15 protein-coding genes and 1 riboswitch are annotated in these 15,638 nt (G+C 45.1%); of the genes, 2 read left to right on the top strand and 13 right to left on the bottom strand.

The window, feature by feature from the left end; genetic code table 11:
- The first annotated feature begins 172 nt into the window (after positions 1-172).
- Positions 173-1,597: a protoporphyrinogen oxidase gene (gene hemG, locus BM613_RS08400; protein WP_181362984.1), complete on the top strand. Its 1,425-nt coding sequence runs from the start codon at positions 173-175 to the stop codon at positions 1,595-1,597.
- A gap of 73 nt (positions 1,598-1,670) precedes the next feature.
- Here hemG and nadA read toward each other — a convergent pair whose 3' ends face one another.
- Positions 1,671-2,771 carry a quinolinate synthase NadA gene (gene nadA, locus BM613_RS08405; protein WP_109430734.1) on the bottom strand — a complete coding sequence of 367 codons (1,101 nt, stop codon included), beginning with the start codon at positions 2,769-2,771 and terminating at the stop codon, positions 1,671-1,673.
- Positions 2,772-2,916: 145 nt separating this feature from the next.
- Between nadA and BM613_RS08410 the strand changes: the two genes are divergently transcribed.
- Positions 2,917-4,104 carry a cysteine desulfurase family protein gene (locus BM613_RS08410; RefSeq protein WP_109430735.1) on the top strand — a complete coding sequence of 396 codons (1,188 nt, stop codon included), beginning with the start codon at positions 2,917-2,919 and terminating at the stop codon, positions 4,102-4,104.
- Here BM613_RS08410 and selD read toward each other — a convergent pair.
- The 12 genes from selD to BM613_RS08475 all read right to left on the bottom strand — a co-directional run bounded on the left by selD (position 4,101) and on the right by BM613_RS08475 (position 15,637).
- Positions 4,101-5,141, bottom strand: coding sequence for a selenide, water dikinase SelD (selD, locus tag BM613_RS08415; protein WP_109430775.1), 1,041 nt, complete (start codon positions 5,139-5,141; stop codon positions 4,101-4,103). The genes BM613_RS08410 and selD overlap by 4 nt on opposite strands.
- A gap of 232 nt (positions 5,142-5,373) precedes the next feature.
- A complete protein-coding gene (locus BM613_RS08420; protein ID WP_181362985.1) occupies positions 5,374-5,994 on the bottom strand; it encodes a PAS domain-containing protein in 621 nt (206 codons plus the stop codon).
- Between the two features lie 488 nt (positions 5,995-6,482).
- A complete protein-coding gene (locus tag BM613_RS08430; RefSeq protein ID WP_109430738.1) occupies positions 6,483-6,863 on the bottom strand; it encodes a response regulator in 381 nt (126 codons plus the stop codon).
- Between the two features lie 18 nt (positions 6,864-6,881).
- Positions 6,882-7,763: an EAL domain-containing protein gene (locus tag BM613_RS08435; RefSeq protein WP_181362986.1), complete on the bottom strand. Its 882-nt coding sequence runs from the start codon at positions 7,761-7,763 to the stop codon at positions 6,882-6,884.
- 153 nt (positions 7,764-7,916) lie between these two features.
- Positions 7,917-8,003: riboswitch (cyclic di-GMP riboswitch) on the bottom strand.
- Between the two features lie 101 nt (positions 8,004-8,104).
- Positions 8,105-8,551: a hypothetical protein gene (locus tag BM613_RS08440; protein WP_109430740.1), complete on the bottom strand. Its 447-nt coding sequence runs from the start codon at positions 8,549-8,551 to the stop codon at positions 8,105-8,107.
- Positions 8,552-8,662: 111 nt separating this feature from the next.
- A complete protein-coding gene (locus BM613_RS08445; RefSeq protein ID WP_281267843.1) occupies positions 8,663-10,060 on the bottom strand; it encodes an NAD-dependent succinate-semialdehyde dehydrogenase in 1,398 nt (465 codons plus the stop codon).
- Positions 10,061-10,244: 184 nt separating this feature from the next.
- Positions 10,245-11,141: a 2,4-dihydroxyhept-2-ene-1,7-dioic acid aldolase gene (gene hpaI, locus BM613_RS08450; protein WP_109430741.1), complete on the bottom strand. Its 897-nt coding sequence runs from the start codon at positions 11,139-11,141 to the stop codon at positions 10,245-10,247.
- Between the two features lie 60 nt (positions 11,142-11,201).
- Entirely contained in the window at positions 11,202-12,677 is a 1,476-nt protein-coding gene (gene hpaE, locus BM613_RS08455) for a 5-carboxymethyl-2-hydroxymuconate semialdehyde dehydrogenase (protein ID WP_109430742.1), read from the bottom strand.
- Between the two features lie 13 nt (positions 12,678-12,690).
- Entirely contained in the window at positions 12,691-13,434 is a 744-nt protein-coding gene (locus BM613_RS08460) for a fumarylacetoacetate hydrolase family protein (protein WP_109430743.1), read from the bottom strand.
- The gene (locus tag BM613_RS08465; protein WP_181362987.1) at positions 13,431-14,102 is read right to left on the bottom strand and encodes a GntR family transcriptional regulator; all 672 of its coding nucleotides are present in this window, start codon (positions 14,100-14,102) and stop codon (positions 13,431-13,433) included. Before BM613_RS08465 ends, BM613_RS08460 begins: the two co-directional genes overlap by 4 nt.
- 39 nt (positions 14,103-14,141) lie before the next feature.
- Positions 14,142-14,633, bottom strand: a complete 492-nt coding sequence (locus BM613_RS08470) for a flavin reductase family protein (protein ID WP_245926316.1) — start codon at positions 14,631-14,633, stop codon at positions 14,142-14,144.
- Positions 14,634-14,755: 122 nt separating this feature from the next.
- Positions 14,756-15,637, bottom strand: a complete 882-nt coding sequence (locus BM613_RS08475) for a LysR family transcriptional regulator (protein ID WP_109430746.1) — start codon at positions 15,635-15,637, stop codon at positions 14,756-14,758.
- Position 15,638: the final 1 nt, after the last annotated feature.

Here is a 15,638-nt window from a genome sequence, read left to right on the forward strand (position 1 = left end):
AAAAGGATGAGACCCTTCGTTCCCTTTGCCTGTCTTTAGTGAACGTTGTATGCTAATAGGACAATTCCCTTAGCACCGCCGATCGACAACTATGAAAGCACCCGCCCTTTTCATAAAACAACGGGTACCAGCACGCGTTTTGTACTCGAGCAAACGAAATGAGGTAAAAACCATGAGCGAACACCATGTAGTTATTATTGGAGGAGGGATTACTGGACTTGTCGCCGCCTATCAATTGCGTAAATTACACGATGCAGGAATCCTCCCCATTCACTGCACAGTGATTGAGCAAGACCATCGTTTGGGTGGAAAGATTCATACGAGAAAAACGGAACAGTACCTACTTGAACTCGGCCCAGACTCAATTTATACACGCAAACCAGCTGGAATTGAATTCTTACATGAACTTGGCTTAACAGATGAGATTGTACCAGCAAATCCCAGTGGAGGCACTTTTGTATGGCATCATCATCGCCTGCAGCCACTCCCCCCAGGTGTTAATACGGGAGTACCCACCGATTTAGGAGCCTTTGCTAAAACGCAGTTGTTGAGCATGAAAGGTAAACTGCGCGCTCTAGCTGACTTAGTGTTACCTTTTGAACCTTATCCAGCCGATATAGCATTAGGTAAATTGTTGCGCAAGCGCCTTGGCGATGAGGTCGTGGACCTCATCGCATCTCCACTGCTTGCTGGAATTCACGCCGGAGACATCGACCGTTTGAGTCTTGATGCCACAATGCCTATGTGGAGAACTTTATACGAAAAACACCGCAGTTTAATCATTGGGGCTTTATCACAAAAGAAAAAAGTGGTGAAAAGGCCGACTATTCCTGCTCAACCCATGTTTATCAATCTTAAGGGCGGGCTAGAGCAACTGATTGAACGCACAGTTACGCAAATTCGCGATTTTGCCGATCTGCGCACAGAAACACGAGCCATGGAAATTATAAAATCCAACTTAAACTATACAATAAAAATCATGGAAAAGGGGGCGACTTCGTACCTTCAGGCGGATGCCGTCATTCTCGCTACACCCGCCTTCGCGGCAGCAGAAATCCTTTCTCCACTTGGTGTATCGGTAGAGCATTTACAATCCATTCGCTATGCTTCGACAGCCACCATCTCTCTTGGCTACAATCGCGCTTTTGCTCTTCCAATATCGGGTTCAGGATATCTTGTACCGCGTACGGAAGGCAGCAACCTAACAGCCTGTACGATCATATCCAACAAGTGGAGTCACGCTTCCAAGCAAGGAAATCTTTTAATTCGCTGCTATGTCGGACGTGACGGTCAAGAAGAAGCATTGAAATGGGACGATGAACACTTACTCAAAGCAACCTTAGAGGAATTAAAGGAAAGCATGGGCATACCAGAGAGCCCTGATTTTGTCGAAATCAAACGCTGGATGTCATCCATGCCACAGTACGATGTCGGACATTTAGATCGCCTGCGCCAAATTGATCAGGATCTCGTGTCCTTTCCAGGGATCTATCTTGCCGGAGCGGCCTATCGCGGGCTAGGCATTCCAGATTGCATTAAAGACGCCAAGCGCGTCGTGGAACAATTGGAACATGATTTACTTAACAGTGTAAAATAGCTAAATCCTCATAAAACGGCGAACGAACACAATAGGTGTTTAGTTCGCCGTTTCCCAATGCTCCTTGAGGCGATCAAGACTGAGCCAACATGCGGTCGATAGCTACTCTTGCCATCTCTTGAACACTCGAAGGTACTGAGATAATATTTTGTGGGTTGCCTTCGATCAAATGTTCTAAAGATGCAAGTAAATGAGGTCGATCAATTCGATTCATCGTCAGACACGGACAAACCATTTCATTCAATGAAATGATAAACTGTTCCGGATGTTCCTTCGCCAGCCGATTCACTAAATTATGTTCTGTTCCAATTGCCCATTTGGATCCAGGCGCGGCACTTTGTACGGCTTTGATAATATAATCTGTAGAGCCATTCGCATCCGATAATTGGACCGTTTCATACATGCACTCGGGATGTACCAAAACGCGAATATCTGGATACTTTTTGCGAACTTCGCGCACGTGATTCGGTGTGAATTTTTGATGCACTGAGCAGTGCCCTTTCCACAATATGAGCAACGATTCCCCTTCACCATGAGGGAATTCCAACTCCATCTCCTGTGGATTATATACGCTCATATCTCGCAAAGAAATTCCAAGCTTCACCCCTGTATTGCGACCCAAATGCTGATCCGGCAAAAATAACACGCGCGCCCGCTCCTTCAACGCATAAGCAAGTATGCGCTCGGCGTTTGATGAGGTGACTGTAAGTCCGCCATGTCGTCCAACAAACGCCTTGACCTCAGCCGTTGAGTTCACATACGTCACTGGAAGAATGGACGCCCCAAACCGATCAGTAAGATATTCCCAACTCTCTTCCACTTCTCGAATATCTGCCATATCTGCCATCGAACAGCCTGCGCGTAAATCTGGAAGAATAACTCGCTGCCGGTCAGACGTCAAAATATCTGTGGTTTCCGCCATAAAATGTACACCACAAAAGACGATATAAGATGCTTCTGTAAGTGTCGCTGCGATGCGCGCCAATTGTAAGGAGTCACCTTTGTAATCTGCATACTGCAGGACATCGTCGCGCTGATAATGGTGCCCCACAATGACCACATCACGACCAAGTGTCGCTTTTGCTGTCGCAATGCGATCATCCAATTCCATGGACTCCATGGGTGCTCTCGTTGTCTCCAAGATCGGATCAAGCGAAACAGAATGAAAAACCATACGACCCTACTCCCTTTCAATGGACATGAGCGAATCATCCCGTATGAGTTTCCTGCTATGAATCTTAAAATCCTTGCTTATTGTCAATACTGATATATAGTCTATAGTATATACAAAACGATAAAAAAGAGGGAAGACTTCTTTTATGCTAGACATTCGCAAATATTTTGATCATGCTGCAACCACTCCGCTACGTATGGAGGCTTTGGATATTCTTCAACGCTACCTAGTCGAAGACTTTGGTAATCCTAATAGCCTGCATCAGTTTGGTTATGCAGCAAAAGAAGCACTCGAAACGGCGCGACAGGTGATTGCTGACTCGATCGGCGCAATGAGTTCTGAAATCATTTTTACAGGTAGTGGGACAGAATCGAACAACCTTGCGCTTCTTGGTGCCGCGAGGCACCTGCGCAAACTCAAAAAAGGCAACCACATCATTACAAGCTGCATAGAACATCCCTCTGTGCTAAAAACGTGTGACGCACTTGAAAGGGAAGGATTTCGCGTCACGCGCATCCCTGTAGACCAGAATGGACAGGTCAACCCAGAAGATGTGCGAGCAGAAATGCGCTCTGATACAATACTTGTCAGCATCATGCATGCAAACAATGTTGTGGGCACGATCCAAAAAATTGCTGAAATTGGCGAACTTACGCGCGAACGTGGCATTTGGTTGCATTCTGACGCTGTACAAACCTATGGCAAAGTTCCGATTTGCGTCTCTGATCTCGCAGTGGATCTCTTAACACTAAATGCACATAAGATTGGGGGGCCTAAAGGAGTCGCTGCACTCTATATGCGTAAGGGGATTCGCCTTTTGCCCGTGCTTTTTGGCGGAAGTCAAGAGCGAGGTTTGCGCCCTGCCACGCAAAACGTGGCACTCATCGCAGCATTTGCAGAAGCTGCAAAACTTGCCGTCCGTGAACAAGAACAAGAAACGCAACGCCTACAGACGTTGCGTAAATATCTGATCGAGCAACTGACCACACAAATTGCTGGTTGTCGACTGAATGGTCATCCACAAGATGCACTCGCTACACATGTGAACATCAGCATCGCACAGATCGAAGGGCAAGCTCTGATGTTAGAACTTGATCGACTTGGCTTTGCCACTTCGAGCGGTTCAGCCTGTAGTTCGACCGATCATGAACCTTCTTATGTTCTTCTTGCCATGGGCAAAAGTAGCAAAACAGCTCTAGAAAGCCTGCGCATCACAATGGGACGTACAACGACTCGTGAGAGTGTTGATTTACTGGTCGCAGCACTGCAGGAAATAGTAACCACATGGCGGAGCGCTAGAAACATTCCTGAGTTTACAGCTAAGATCCATTAGTTTCTGATGACACGGATTCTCCCGCTCGCAGACGCAGTAAATTCACCAATCAAAGCACTTTGTTCCATTCCCTTTGCCTGCAGATCTCGCAAAAGCAGATCTGCATTGGCCTGAGGAAGCGCAATCAATAGTCCTCCAGATGTCACTGCGTCAGCGAGGATCGCATACAAAATGTCATCAAATGGCCCCACTACATCGAGTGCAGCTTTCACATACGCAAGGTTGCGCTTACTACCAGACGGAATGAGACCTTTTTCTGCATAATTGCGAACCCCTGCTAACATCGGTATATTTTTCGCAAATAAATTGAGACTAAGACCCGATCCTTGAATCATTTCAAACGCATGGCCTAAGAGCCCAAACCCTGTTACATCCGTAACAGCATGAACTGGATAATTATGCGCGATTTCAGCTGCGTACTTGTTTAGCATCGACATCCAGTGTACTGCTTCTGAAATATCGTCCGCACTCGCAAGTCCTTCTTTAATCGCCTTTGAAGTAATTCCCATCCCGATTGGCTTTGTCAGAATAAGTGCATCGCCATCTTTTGCACCTGCGTTTGTCCAAATCTGATCGGGGTGAATAATTCCTGTCACAGCCATGCCAAATTTAGGATCTCCATCATCGATCGAATGACCTCCGACGAGTGTTGCCCCAGCTTCCCGGACTTTATCAGCCCCACCACGCAAGATTTGCGCCAAAATTGCTTTGTCCAACTTACTAATTGGGAATCCAACTAAATTTAACACCGTGATCGGTGTACCACCCATCGCGTAAATATCACTTAGGGCATTGGTCGCCGCAATTTGTCCAAAATGATAGGGATTGTCTACAATAGGGGTAAAATAATCCACGGTTTGGACAATTGCAAGATCTTTCGTCAGGCGATAGACGCCCGCATCATCTGAAGTATCTAGTCCAACCAGAAGATCAGGATTCGGTTCAGCCGGTGGTATAAACGACAAAACTTCATGCAGGTCGCCCGGACCTATTTTACATCCTCACCCAGATTTCTCCGTAAGCGTAGTGAGTCTCACTTCATTTCTGCGGTCAAAAAGCGGCTCTCCATGTTGCAAATAAAAAGAGTGGGCATCCCCTGCTTCATTGTGCGACAATCACATCGCCTCCCTGTGCAGCGTCCGCCAAATTCCTGCGAAGCGCTTGTATTATATAAATTCATTGATATTTATAATACTTTTTTATAACTAGCGCAAGCGAACACACCCTTTCTACTTTCCTAATCAGGTGCATAAGAGCTCTTTGCATGCGTCAGAGCCCTGTATGCACTGGATCTTCTGCCGATACAATCGCCCAGTATCCAACCGTTTGTTTTCCTATTCGAATCATCGTAATAATCGAATGTGCATACCATATTTTCCCGTTTGGTCGCCGGTTGATGAATCTTCCTTCCCAAAACCCTTGCTGGTCAAGCATTTGATGCATAAGCGGATACTGCATTTCGTTTAGATGATCTAACGAGGCAAGCATTTTAGGTTTGTGGCCGATTAATTGTCCACGTGTATATCCGCACATCTTTACAAAGACCTGATTGACATCTACAATCTCATGATTTTCGTCTGTTAAAACAAATCCTTTAGGAGAATACTTCATAAGATATTGTAAATTTTCTGCGACTACTTTCAGATGCGGACGAGGAATCGGCCTGTATTCAACCGGCGGCACAGAAGTAATCCGATGTGCATTTTTTTGTTCGTAGCGTTCTATTTCCGCTTCCTCTATCACATATTCCTGTCCATAATTGCCTTCTCTAATCTTTGCAATCAGTTTTCCAGATTTAACCCAGCGTCTCACACTATTAATCGAAACGCCCCAACGTTCTGCAGCTTCACGCAGAGTAACCCCCATTTGTACACCTTCTTCCTGTCGCAAGGAACTCTCGCAGAACCCATTTCATTCGCTTCTGCATCAACAAGGAAATCAGGGATAAGTGAAGGCTTTTATAGAGCAACCACTTATGCTAGATAAATAGTAGCACATGAGAGATCTATAACGTTTTGCAGACTATAGAAAGAACATTTAAGAATCTGTGATCTTTTCCAGATAAAACCCCCAAAAAACGAACATTATGTGCGTTTGTAGGGAAGGATAACGACGCAAACCAACTGCCGGTTGTTCTTTAGTCTTTGTGCGAAGGCCCCTGTTTTGGCATAGCATAGATACTTCCATTAGCGAGTATGCGATTTACCACTGCAAGCGATAGTCCAGTATCCCTCACAAGGGATAAGACATTAGCCCCTCGATGAACCTCTAAATATTGTTTCACAGTATGTTGTGCTTCCTCTAAACATAACGGACAAAGATGGGGATCGGAACTCGAAAATAGTCCCCCGCATTTTCTACAATGTTTTAACACACGCTCACCTCCAGTAGCGCATAATACTTTTAATTTCTTGACATAGTTCATAAGCTTGAAAAGGCTTAGTCACAAAACCTGCAGCTCCAGCTTGAATGGCCTCCATCACCAAATCCTTTTGTCCAATTGCTGAAATCATGACCACAAGTGCCTCTTGATGCTGAGTTTTTAACTCTTTTAGCGCTGAAACTCCGTCCTGCTTAGGCATTGTAATATCCATTGTTACTAGATCCGGACCACAAGTTTCATACAGTTGAAGCACTTGTGTCCCATCTGATGCCTCTCCTACCACTTCCCAACCACAAGAAGTTACGACCTGCCGTATGACACCTCGCATAAAAAGGGAATCGTCGACAATCATGATCCGCAAGGGCCATCCCCCCATTTGTGTAACTCCCCTGTTTTAAAGATCACCTTTAAATACATGGTATGAAAGTAAAAGGAGATCAAGCGACTTCCCCATCGCAACGACCTGTGCATCAGAAAACGGTCTGTCCCTATGCATAACCATGCTGTGCAACCCCTCTTTTTGCAATTCAATTTGAGCTAATAACCATGGCGTTTCAGACATTTTCAAAGGTTTACTCCAATAAAATCCCTGACTTAAATGCACTCCAAGCTCGCGAAGAAGATGTAAGTCTTCCCATTCTTCAACTCCTTCGGCGACAATTTTCGTTGATTCTGGGATGACTTTAAGTAACCTCTCTACTTGTTTCTGTTGTTGAATCGAACGTGCAAGTCCCTGTATCATCGATTTATCGATCTTCACATACTCTGGATGTATCCTGCCCACTTTATCGAGCAGATCTGGTAAATCAGCATCTTCCTGAAGATCGTCGAGAGCAAAATACACACCTTGTGACCGCAGCCTGTCGATGGCAGATACTATTTCTTTTGTACAATAAGGAATATACTCAACGAGCTCAATGACAAGTTCCATAGATAGCTGACGAAAGCGCCCAGCAATCCGTTCTAAAAAGTGGACAAAGCGCGCATCCAATAAATTAGTTGGGATGACATTAATAAATAACGTTTTACAAGACAAAGAATCATATTGAAAATGGGCAATTGCTTGTTCAAATGCCAAACGATCCGCTGCAGCTTGCTGATTGCAACGAGCTGCACTTTTAAAAAAAATATCAGGGGGGAAAAACCGCTGATTGAGATAGGGTCGACTTAAGGCTTCATGTGCAATCACTTGCCCGCGGCGATGATCGACAATCGGTTGGTATAATGTATAGAGGGACTTCTTTTTTAATACTTCTGAAACCCACCGCTTTTGCAATATTACATTATTTGGTTTTATAGGGTGATTATACCCCCCCCCCCCCCGAGTTGGGATAATTTAACATATAATGCGTCTGCATACACATTCCCTCTCCCTGAATAGAATAGAAAAGCAACCTTAATTTCGCTAAGGTTGCCAAAAGTAAATACAAGCGGCAACCCGGCTGTCATAGGCTTCGCTGCCCTTAGACCCGTGGCTTTGCGCCCTAACGTTTCCGTTAGTTTGCCTTGAAACACTCGATATATGTCGCTGCTTAAGAAGAATACTTTTATTTTCCGTCAATCTTCGACATTTTTCAAGTTATTTTTTGCTTTATTCATGTAAAATCAAGCTAAGTGCTAGTTCCGTTCTTTCATACTGTGACGTATGAGACGCAACTGCATGCCATAAACAACAATCGCTAAAATAAAACCGAGCGCCATCAAAAAAGACGTAATATTTTGCTGCCCATTTGTCAAAAATGCCATTCCACTGCCCCATGAAAAAAGAATAAAGAAGAATCCTAAGACAGAAAGCAAAATGGCTGACTTTCCCTGAGAAGAAATGGTGAGAAACATCACAATCATTGATAAAAAGACGATAAGGGTCCCAATAAAAATGTGAGCCATCGTCACCGGACTATGTTGCATCACCCACGTCATCGCATTTCCGCCCGGAGTAGAGCCTGGGAATTGTACATAGAGATTTACGATCATCCCAAAAATAAATTGCGCTGCTAACACATAAAGTACGAACACGATACTTTTACGCAACAAGGTCAACGAACGTGCTTGTTTTTCATCCATCAGCAACCCCTCCACGCTCACGAGCAATTTTGCTATTTAGTATAATCTAACTTAAAAAAGAACACAAAAGGCCCTTGCTTCCGCAAGGGCACATTGTTTTTCAGTGATAATTTACCGGAGAACACCGCCAATGGAAATATACTTAATATCTAGATACTCTTCGAGTCCATATTTACTGCCTTCACGACCTATCCCAGATTGTTTTACCCCACCAAAAGGGGCTTGAGCTGTTGACGGCAAACCATCATTTGCTCCGATAATTCCATATTCCAGGCGCTCAGCCAAACGAAACAAACGACCGATGTCACGTGTGAAAAAGTAGGCGGCTAGCCCGAACGGCGTATGGTTCGCACGCTCAATCACTTCTTCTTCCGTACGAAATGGAGTGATTGCAGCTACAGGGCCAAATGTCTCTTCATGCATCACAAGCATAGCTTCAGTGACCCCGGCTAGTACCGTCGGCTCATAAAAATATCCAGGTTGGTCTCGATAACGCCTCCCACCGCTAACGACTTTTGCACCTTTAGCAATTGCATCTTGCACATGCCGTTCTACTTTATCAACCGCAGCTGGTTCAATCAGAGGTCCAACGGCAATCCCTGACTCTAAACCGTTCCCCACACGCAATTTACTCATACGCGCTGCCAATTTCTCTGTAAAGACATCGACAATGCCCTCTTGTACATAGATGCGATTGGCAGAAACACACGTTTCCCCCATGCCTCGCATCTTACAAATCACTGCGTTTTCCACCGCGTCCTCTAAATCTGCATCGTCAAAAACAATAAACGGTGCATGTCCACCTAGTTCTAAAGAAACACGTTTCATCGTATCGGCCGCTTGACGCATGAGCATTTTGCCAACTTCAGTTGAACCAGTAAAGGAAATCTTGCGCACACGCATGTCATCCATGAGAACCTTTGCAAGGCTAGGTGCATCCGTCCCCGTAACAACTGACAATACACCTTGCGGAAGCCCCGCTTCCTCAAAAATTTTTGCGATCTCAAGCGCTGAAAGTGGCGTCAGCTCGGAAGGTTTTACAATCATTGTACAACCAGCTGCTAAAGCTGGACCCAGTTTGCGCGTGATCATCGCAGAAGGAAAGTTCCACGGTGTAATCGCTGCTGTCACACCCACTGGCCGCTTAATCACAAGAATGCGCTTGTCTGGAGAATTCGAAGGAATCGTATCTCCATAGATACGCTTTGCCTCTCCAGCAAACCAATCAAGGAAAGAAGCTGCATAAAGAATCTCCCCCCGTGCATCTGCAAGCGGCTTTCCTTCCTCAAGGGTCATGATTTCTGCAAGATGATCAACTCGTTCACGCATTAGACGCGCTGCTTGTTCAAGTATTTGGGCGCGATAAGCAGCCACGCTATTGCCCCATTCTACTTGAGCGGCAACAGCTGCCTCTATTGCCCTGTGCATGTCTTGCGGTCCCGCATTGGGTACTGATGCAATAACCGTCTCCGTTGCTGGATTCATCACATCAAACCGCGTTTGCGACACTCCCTCACTCCAATTCCCTCCTATAAATAAAGAATATTCTCCAAGTGAAAGAGTCAACACGATCGCCTTCTTTCTCGATTAAGATTAGATAATCGTAATATAATTCCTGATACAAAGCACCCTAGGAGACACATCGGCGATCCAAGAGGTTGTCTGGACCGCCGATCACGGATTGTCATCGAGCTTATAGCAAATTATATTTTTCGAGTACCGTTTTCAACTTTGCTTGCACCTCATCAGATGGCAATGCCAATGGACTGCGAATCACAGGTCGTATTTTCCCCATCATCGCCATACATGCTTTTAATGGCCCTGGATTTGTCTCCCAAAATAAAGCTTGATTTAACTCTAGTAACTCAAAATGTAGATCACGCGCTTTGTCCCATTGCCCCTTCTCTGTTAAATTATACAACTCTGCAATTTCCCGGGGCATCAAATTCGCCGTGGCACTCACATGTCCTGCACCGCCAAGAGCAAGCATTGGGTAGCATAGTTCCTCAATCCCAGAATACACATGGAAATCTCGTCCACACTGTGCGAGCACATGACTAATTTGTTCAAAATTTTTATTGGATTCTTTTACTCCAATGATATTGGAACAATCTCTACGCAATCGCGCCATCGTCGTCGGCTCCATATTGACACTTGTGCGACCAGGGATGTTATAAATGACGATGGGAATTTGCACAGAATCTGCAACTTCACGAAAATGCCGATATAATCCTTCTTGCGAAGGTTTATTATAGTATGGAACGATCACAAGGGCTGCATCTGCACCAATCTTCTCTGCAAATTTTGTTAGGCGCATCGTTTCTTCATGATTGGTAGACCCTGTCCCAAGAACGGTGGGCACGCGCCCGCGTACAGCGTTTACCGTTACTTCAAGCAAATACTCACGCTCTTCGATTGATAACGAGCTGGGTTCACCGGTCGTACCTGCACAAGAAATTCCGTGACTGCCACTGTCAATCTGCCACTCAATGAGTTCGCGAAACGTTCCTTCATCGAAAGATCCATTCTCTTTAAAGGGTGTCACCATCGGTACAATTGAGCCACGCAAGCGTTCAACTGCTACTCCCATTTTCTATCATCCTCCTATATGCAATGCAATTTTCCATCTGAATTCGAGATTTGCTTTCATTCAGTTTCCGAATTTTGGTATATGATGATCTCCTAAGGCTACATGAACCGTCTTTAACTCAGTGTAAAATTCAAAACTGTAGTGTCCACCTTCGCGGCCGATTCCACTCATTTTGGAACCACCAAACGGTGTTCGCAAATCACGGACATTTTGTGAATTAATCCAAACCATGCCAGACTCCACTGCGTGTGAAATGCGATGTGCACGCTGTAAATCACGTGTCCAAACGTAGGCAGCCAACCCATAACGGATTTGATTGGCAAGTCGAACTGCTTCCTCTTCTGTATCAAAAGGAATACTAACAAGAACAGGGCCAAAAATCTCTTCCTGTGCAATTCGCATGTCGTTTTTCGTATCAACAAAGAGGGTTGGTTGTACAAAATTCCCTTGCTGATCAGTAGGTGATAATCCGCCGACAACCGCCTTTGCACCTTCTTCTTCACCCATTCGAATATACTCTTGCACTCGCAAATAGTGATTGCGATGGATCAATGGACCTACCTCTGTCGCCTCATCAAACGGGTCCCCTACTCGAATCTTTTGCACTCTTTGCGCTAGTTTGCTCTCGAACTGTTCACGAATCGAGCGCTCGACAAAAAGTCGCGAGCCGGCTGTACAGCGTTCCCCATTTAACGAAAAAACACCAAAAATAACCGCATCTACCGCTCGATCAAGATCTGCATCCGCAAATACGATGACTGGTGATTTTCCGCCTAACTCCATGGAAAACCGCTTTAACGTCGTAGCCCCATTGCGAATAATTTCTTGTCCTGTCGTCGTTTCGCCCGTAAAAGAGATCAATTGTACGAGTGGATGAGCAACAAGCGCCGCTCCTGCTGTTTCGCCAAAGCCATGTACAACATTGAAAACACCCTTAGGAACACCCGCCTCAGCAATGATCTCGGCTAACTTTGTCGCTGTAAGCGGCGACCATTCCGCTGGTTTTAACACAGCCGTGTTCCCTGTCGCTAAACAAGGCGCAATTTTCCATGTGGCTAGCATAAGCGGAGTGTTCCAAGGCGTAATCAATCCAGCCACCCCTACTGGACGACGAATCGTATAATTTAAAAAAGATTCATCGACCGGATAGGTTTCCCCAGTCATACGCGTCGTCATCTCTGCGAAAAAGCGAAAGTTATCAGCTGCGCGCGCAGTTTGTCCACGCGTTTGCTTGATCGGCAAGCCCGTGTCAAGTGTCTCGCGATACGCGAGCTCTTCTCCGTGCCGCTCGATAAGATCCGCAATGCGCAAGAGGATCTGCGCACGTTCCTTCGCTTTCATATCATGCCAAGGACCTTCGTGAAACGCGCGATGAGCAGCTTTTACAGCCGCATCAATATCTTCAGCAAATCCCTCTGCCACTTGTGTGATTTCTTCATTTGTTACTGGATTTAAGGTTGGAAAGCTTTTTCCAGCGATCCCTTCGCGAAATTCACCATCAATAAAATGCAGTGCACGACCTATTGTCTCTTTCACCTTTTTCCACTCCTCACTCCGCGATAATCCGATTTTCTAGCTGTCCAATCCCTTCAATTGAAAGCGTCATTACATCCCCCGGATAAACGTGTGATACTCCCTTGGGTGTTCCCGTCCAAATCATGTCATTTTCGTGTAACGTCATAAATGAAGTGATAAATTCAATCAATTCATCAATTCGAAAAATAAGATCGCGAGTATTGCCTTCTTGCCTCAATTCTCCATTCACGAAAGTTTGAAGTTTCAAATTATTTACATCAGATAGATCATCGCGATCAACGAGATATGGCCCCATCGGGCCAAAAGAATCAAACCCTTTTGCTCGAATCGGTGGACGGTATAAATTCCCCACATAGTCGCGTACGGTGACATCATTTGCAATTGTGTACCCTTTGATAAATTCCATTGCCTGCTCACGCTTCACATGGCGACAGGAACGTCCAATCACTACAGCTAACTCACATTCGTAATGCATATAGTCGATCCCTTTGGGATAGACGACAGGAGATTGATGCCCAATGAAAGTATTTGGCGACTTTAAAAATAATACCGGTTCTTTCGGTTGCTCTAACCCGAGTTCTTGAGCATGATCTGCGTAATTCAGTGCAAGACCAATCACATTTCCCGGAACCACGGGAGGTAAAAAAGTGATTTGGGAAACGTCAACAGGCTGAGACGACTCGTCAAGTAAAAGGTCATTTTCTACAACAGTCCCGTGATGAACTCTCCCCGCATAGAGATAGCGAACATGCTTCATGTGGCTCCTCCTCGTTGTTTCCATTTTTCAAACGCTTGCAAAGTGGCAAGTTTATGTGTTCTCGCATAGAGTTCAATTTCTTGTTCATCCGCTTTTTTTTCAATCAGCGACAGCAGATGCAAATGTTCCTCAATCGAATCTGTAGCACGGTGTGGAATCAGCATAAATACACTCGTACGCAATGCATTGAGACGTTCTTGAACAGTCTTCCACTCTAAAAACAAATAATTGTTTGCACATTTCTCACAAATCATTTGGTGAAATTGTTGATTCAAATGGCCATAGGTCGCCAAATCAAAATCGGCTCGCGAAACCGCCATTTTCTTGGTGATGTCATGCAGATCTTGTAAATTCTCTGCAGTCAAATGTCGACTTGCCAACCTTGTCGCATACCCTTCTAGAACAGCAAGAACCTGCAGCGATTGTGCATAGGTCACCTCATCAATGCGAATGACTCGAACACCGCTAAACCGTTCATACTCAACAAACCCTTCCGCTTCTAAACGTCTGACCGCTTCGCGCACAGGTATAGCGCTGACCCCCAGTTCTCGTGCAATGCGATCGACGACGATGCGATAACCAGCCCCGTAGGTACCATTTAAAATGTTGGATTTAATTTGTTCATACGCTTGTTGTTGTTTGTTTGGTGTGCTCTCGTACGTTTCCATATTTAATATCATATACGCTTATCAACCTGACTACAAGGTTCACTCCCGCATAGCCAATTGTTGATAACGTCCTTTCCAAAACAAAAGCGGAGCCTGTTCAGAGACTTTTTCATAGATTGACTGAACGCGACTTAAAAAAATCACGTGATCTCCTGCACTAAAAACATGTTCCACCTGACATGAAAGCGAACAGAGGCACTCAGCAAGGCGACTGCCTTCGCACCAGGGAATAAGTTCAAAATCAGGGGTATCCCCCATTTTTTTATTTCCTGAAAAATAACGCGAAATCTGTTCCTGATCTTGCGCAAGAAAATTTACCGTAAAATGGGATCCAGTCTCGAGTAACCCCGCCATTTTATTGGCGTGCTGAACACAAATTAAGATTAGTGGTGGATCAAGTGAAACAGACGTAAATGAATTCGCTGTCATCGCATGCGCACGCTCTGCGCTTCCCGCTACAATCACAGTGACACCTGTCGCAAATAACCCAAGTACACGTCTTAACGTGGTTGAATCAAGAGCTGTCGTCACTTTATTCACCTCCATCTCTAGCAAAATAGCAACGCCGGGCAACTCCTCTGCTATTTCACATCTGAAATCATATATGATTTCAGATGTGAAATCAACTGAGAAAGAGAACCCTCTCTAAATTCTTATTTTCCATCTGTTGCAAACATCTCGATAAAGCGTTCCGCAGGCTTTGACAAATACCGATCCTTTAACCAAATGACTGCTGCCTCAGATTGTACAGAAAAATCTTCTAGATGAGTCATTCGAATATTTTGCAATGGAAAGAGTGAAACCGTAGACTTCGGGATAATTGTCGCACCAAGTCCAGCGGCGACAAGCGTAATCAATATCGTGGGATCAGCGCACTCTGTGATCGCGTGAGGTTCAAAGCCTGCTTTACGACATTCATTGACGATGAGTTCAAATTGCCCTGACCCACTGATACGATGCAAGAGCAACATGGGCAATTCTGCTAATTCGCGTAATTTTACAGAGGATTCCGTAATTTTCCAATCGACAGGAGATAATAAGACGTACGGTTCGTCTGGTAAGCGCAGCAGCGAAAATTCGTCTGAGGATAAAGGAAGTCGTACAATGGCCAACTCAATGCTGCGATTTTTCAAAAGCATCGACAAGGTAGACGTGTCACCCTCACGAATTTTGAAATACACAGAAGGATATTTCCCGCGAAATTCAACCAATCTTTGAGGCAAAACGGCAAGACAAGAAATAACGATCCCGATCGACAAAACGCCGCGGATCCCCTCTCCCGTCTCCTTAACCTCTAAAACGATATCTTCAAGATGATGTAAAAGCTGTTCTCCCTTGTGATAGAGGACCCTCCCTGCCTCAGTTAATTCTATACTTCTCCCTTTGCGCTCAATGAGTTCCGTTGCTAATTCCTGTTCCAATAGACGGAGTTGTTGGCTTAAAGGGGGTTGCGCCATATTAAGTTTTTGTGCCGCGCGAGTAATTTGCCCTTCTTTTGCTATAGTGACAAAATAACGCAGTTGTCTTATATCCATT

Origin of the sequence: Sulfoacidibacillus thermotolerans (assembly GCF_003144315.1) — a bacterium.
GTDB lineage: Bacteria > Bacillota > Bacilli > Alicyclobacillales > SLC66 > Sulfoacidibacillus > Sulfoacidibacillus thermotolerans.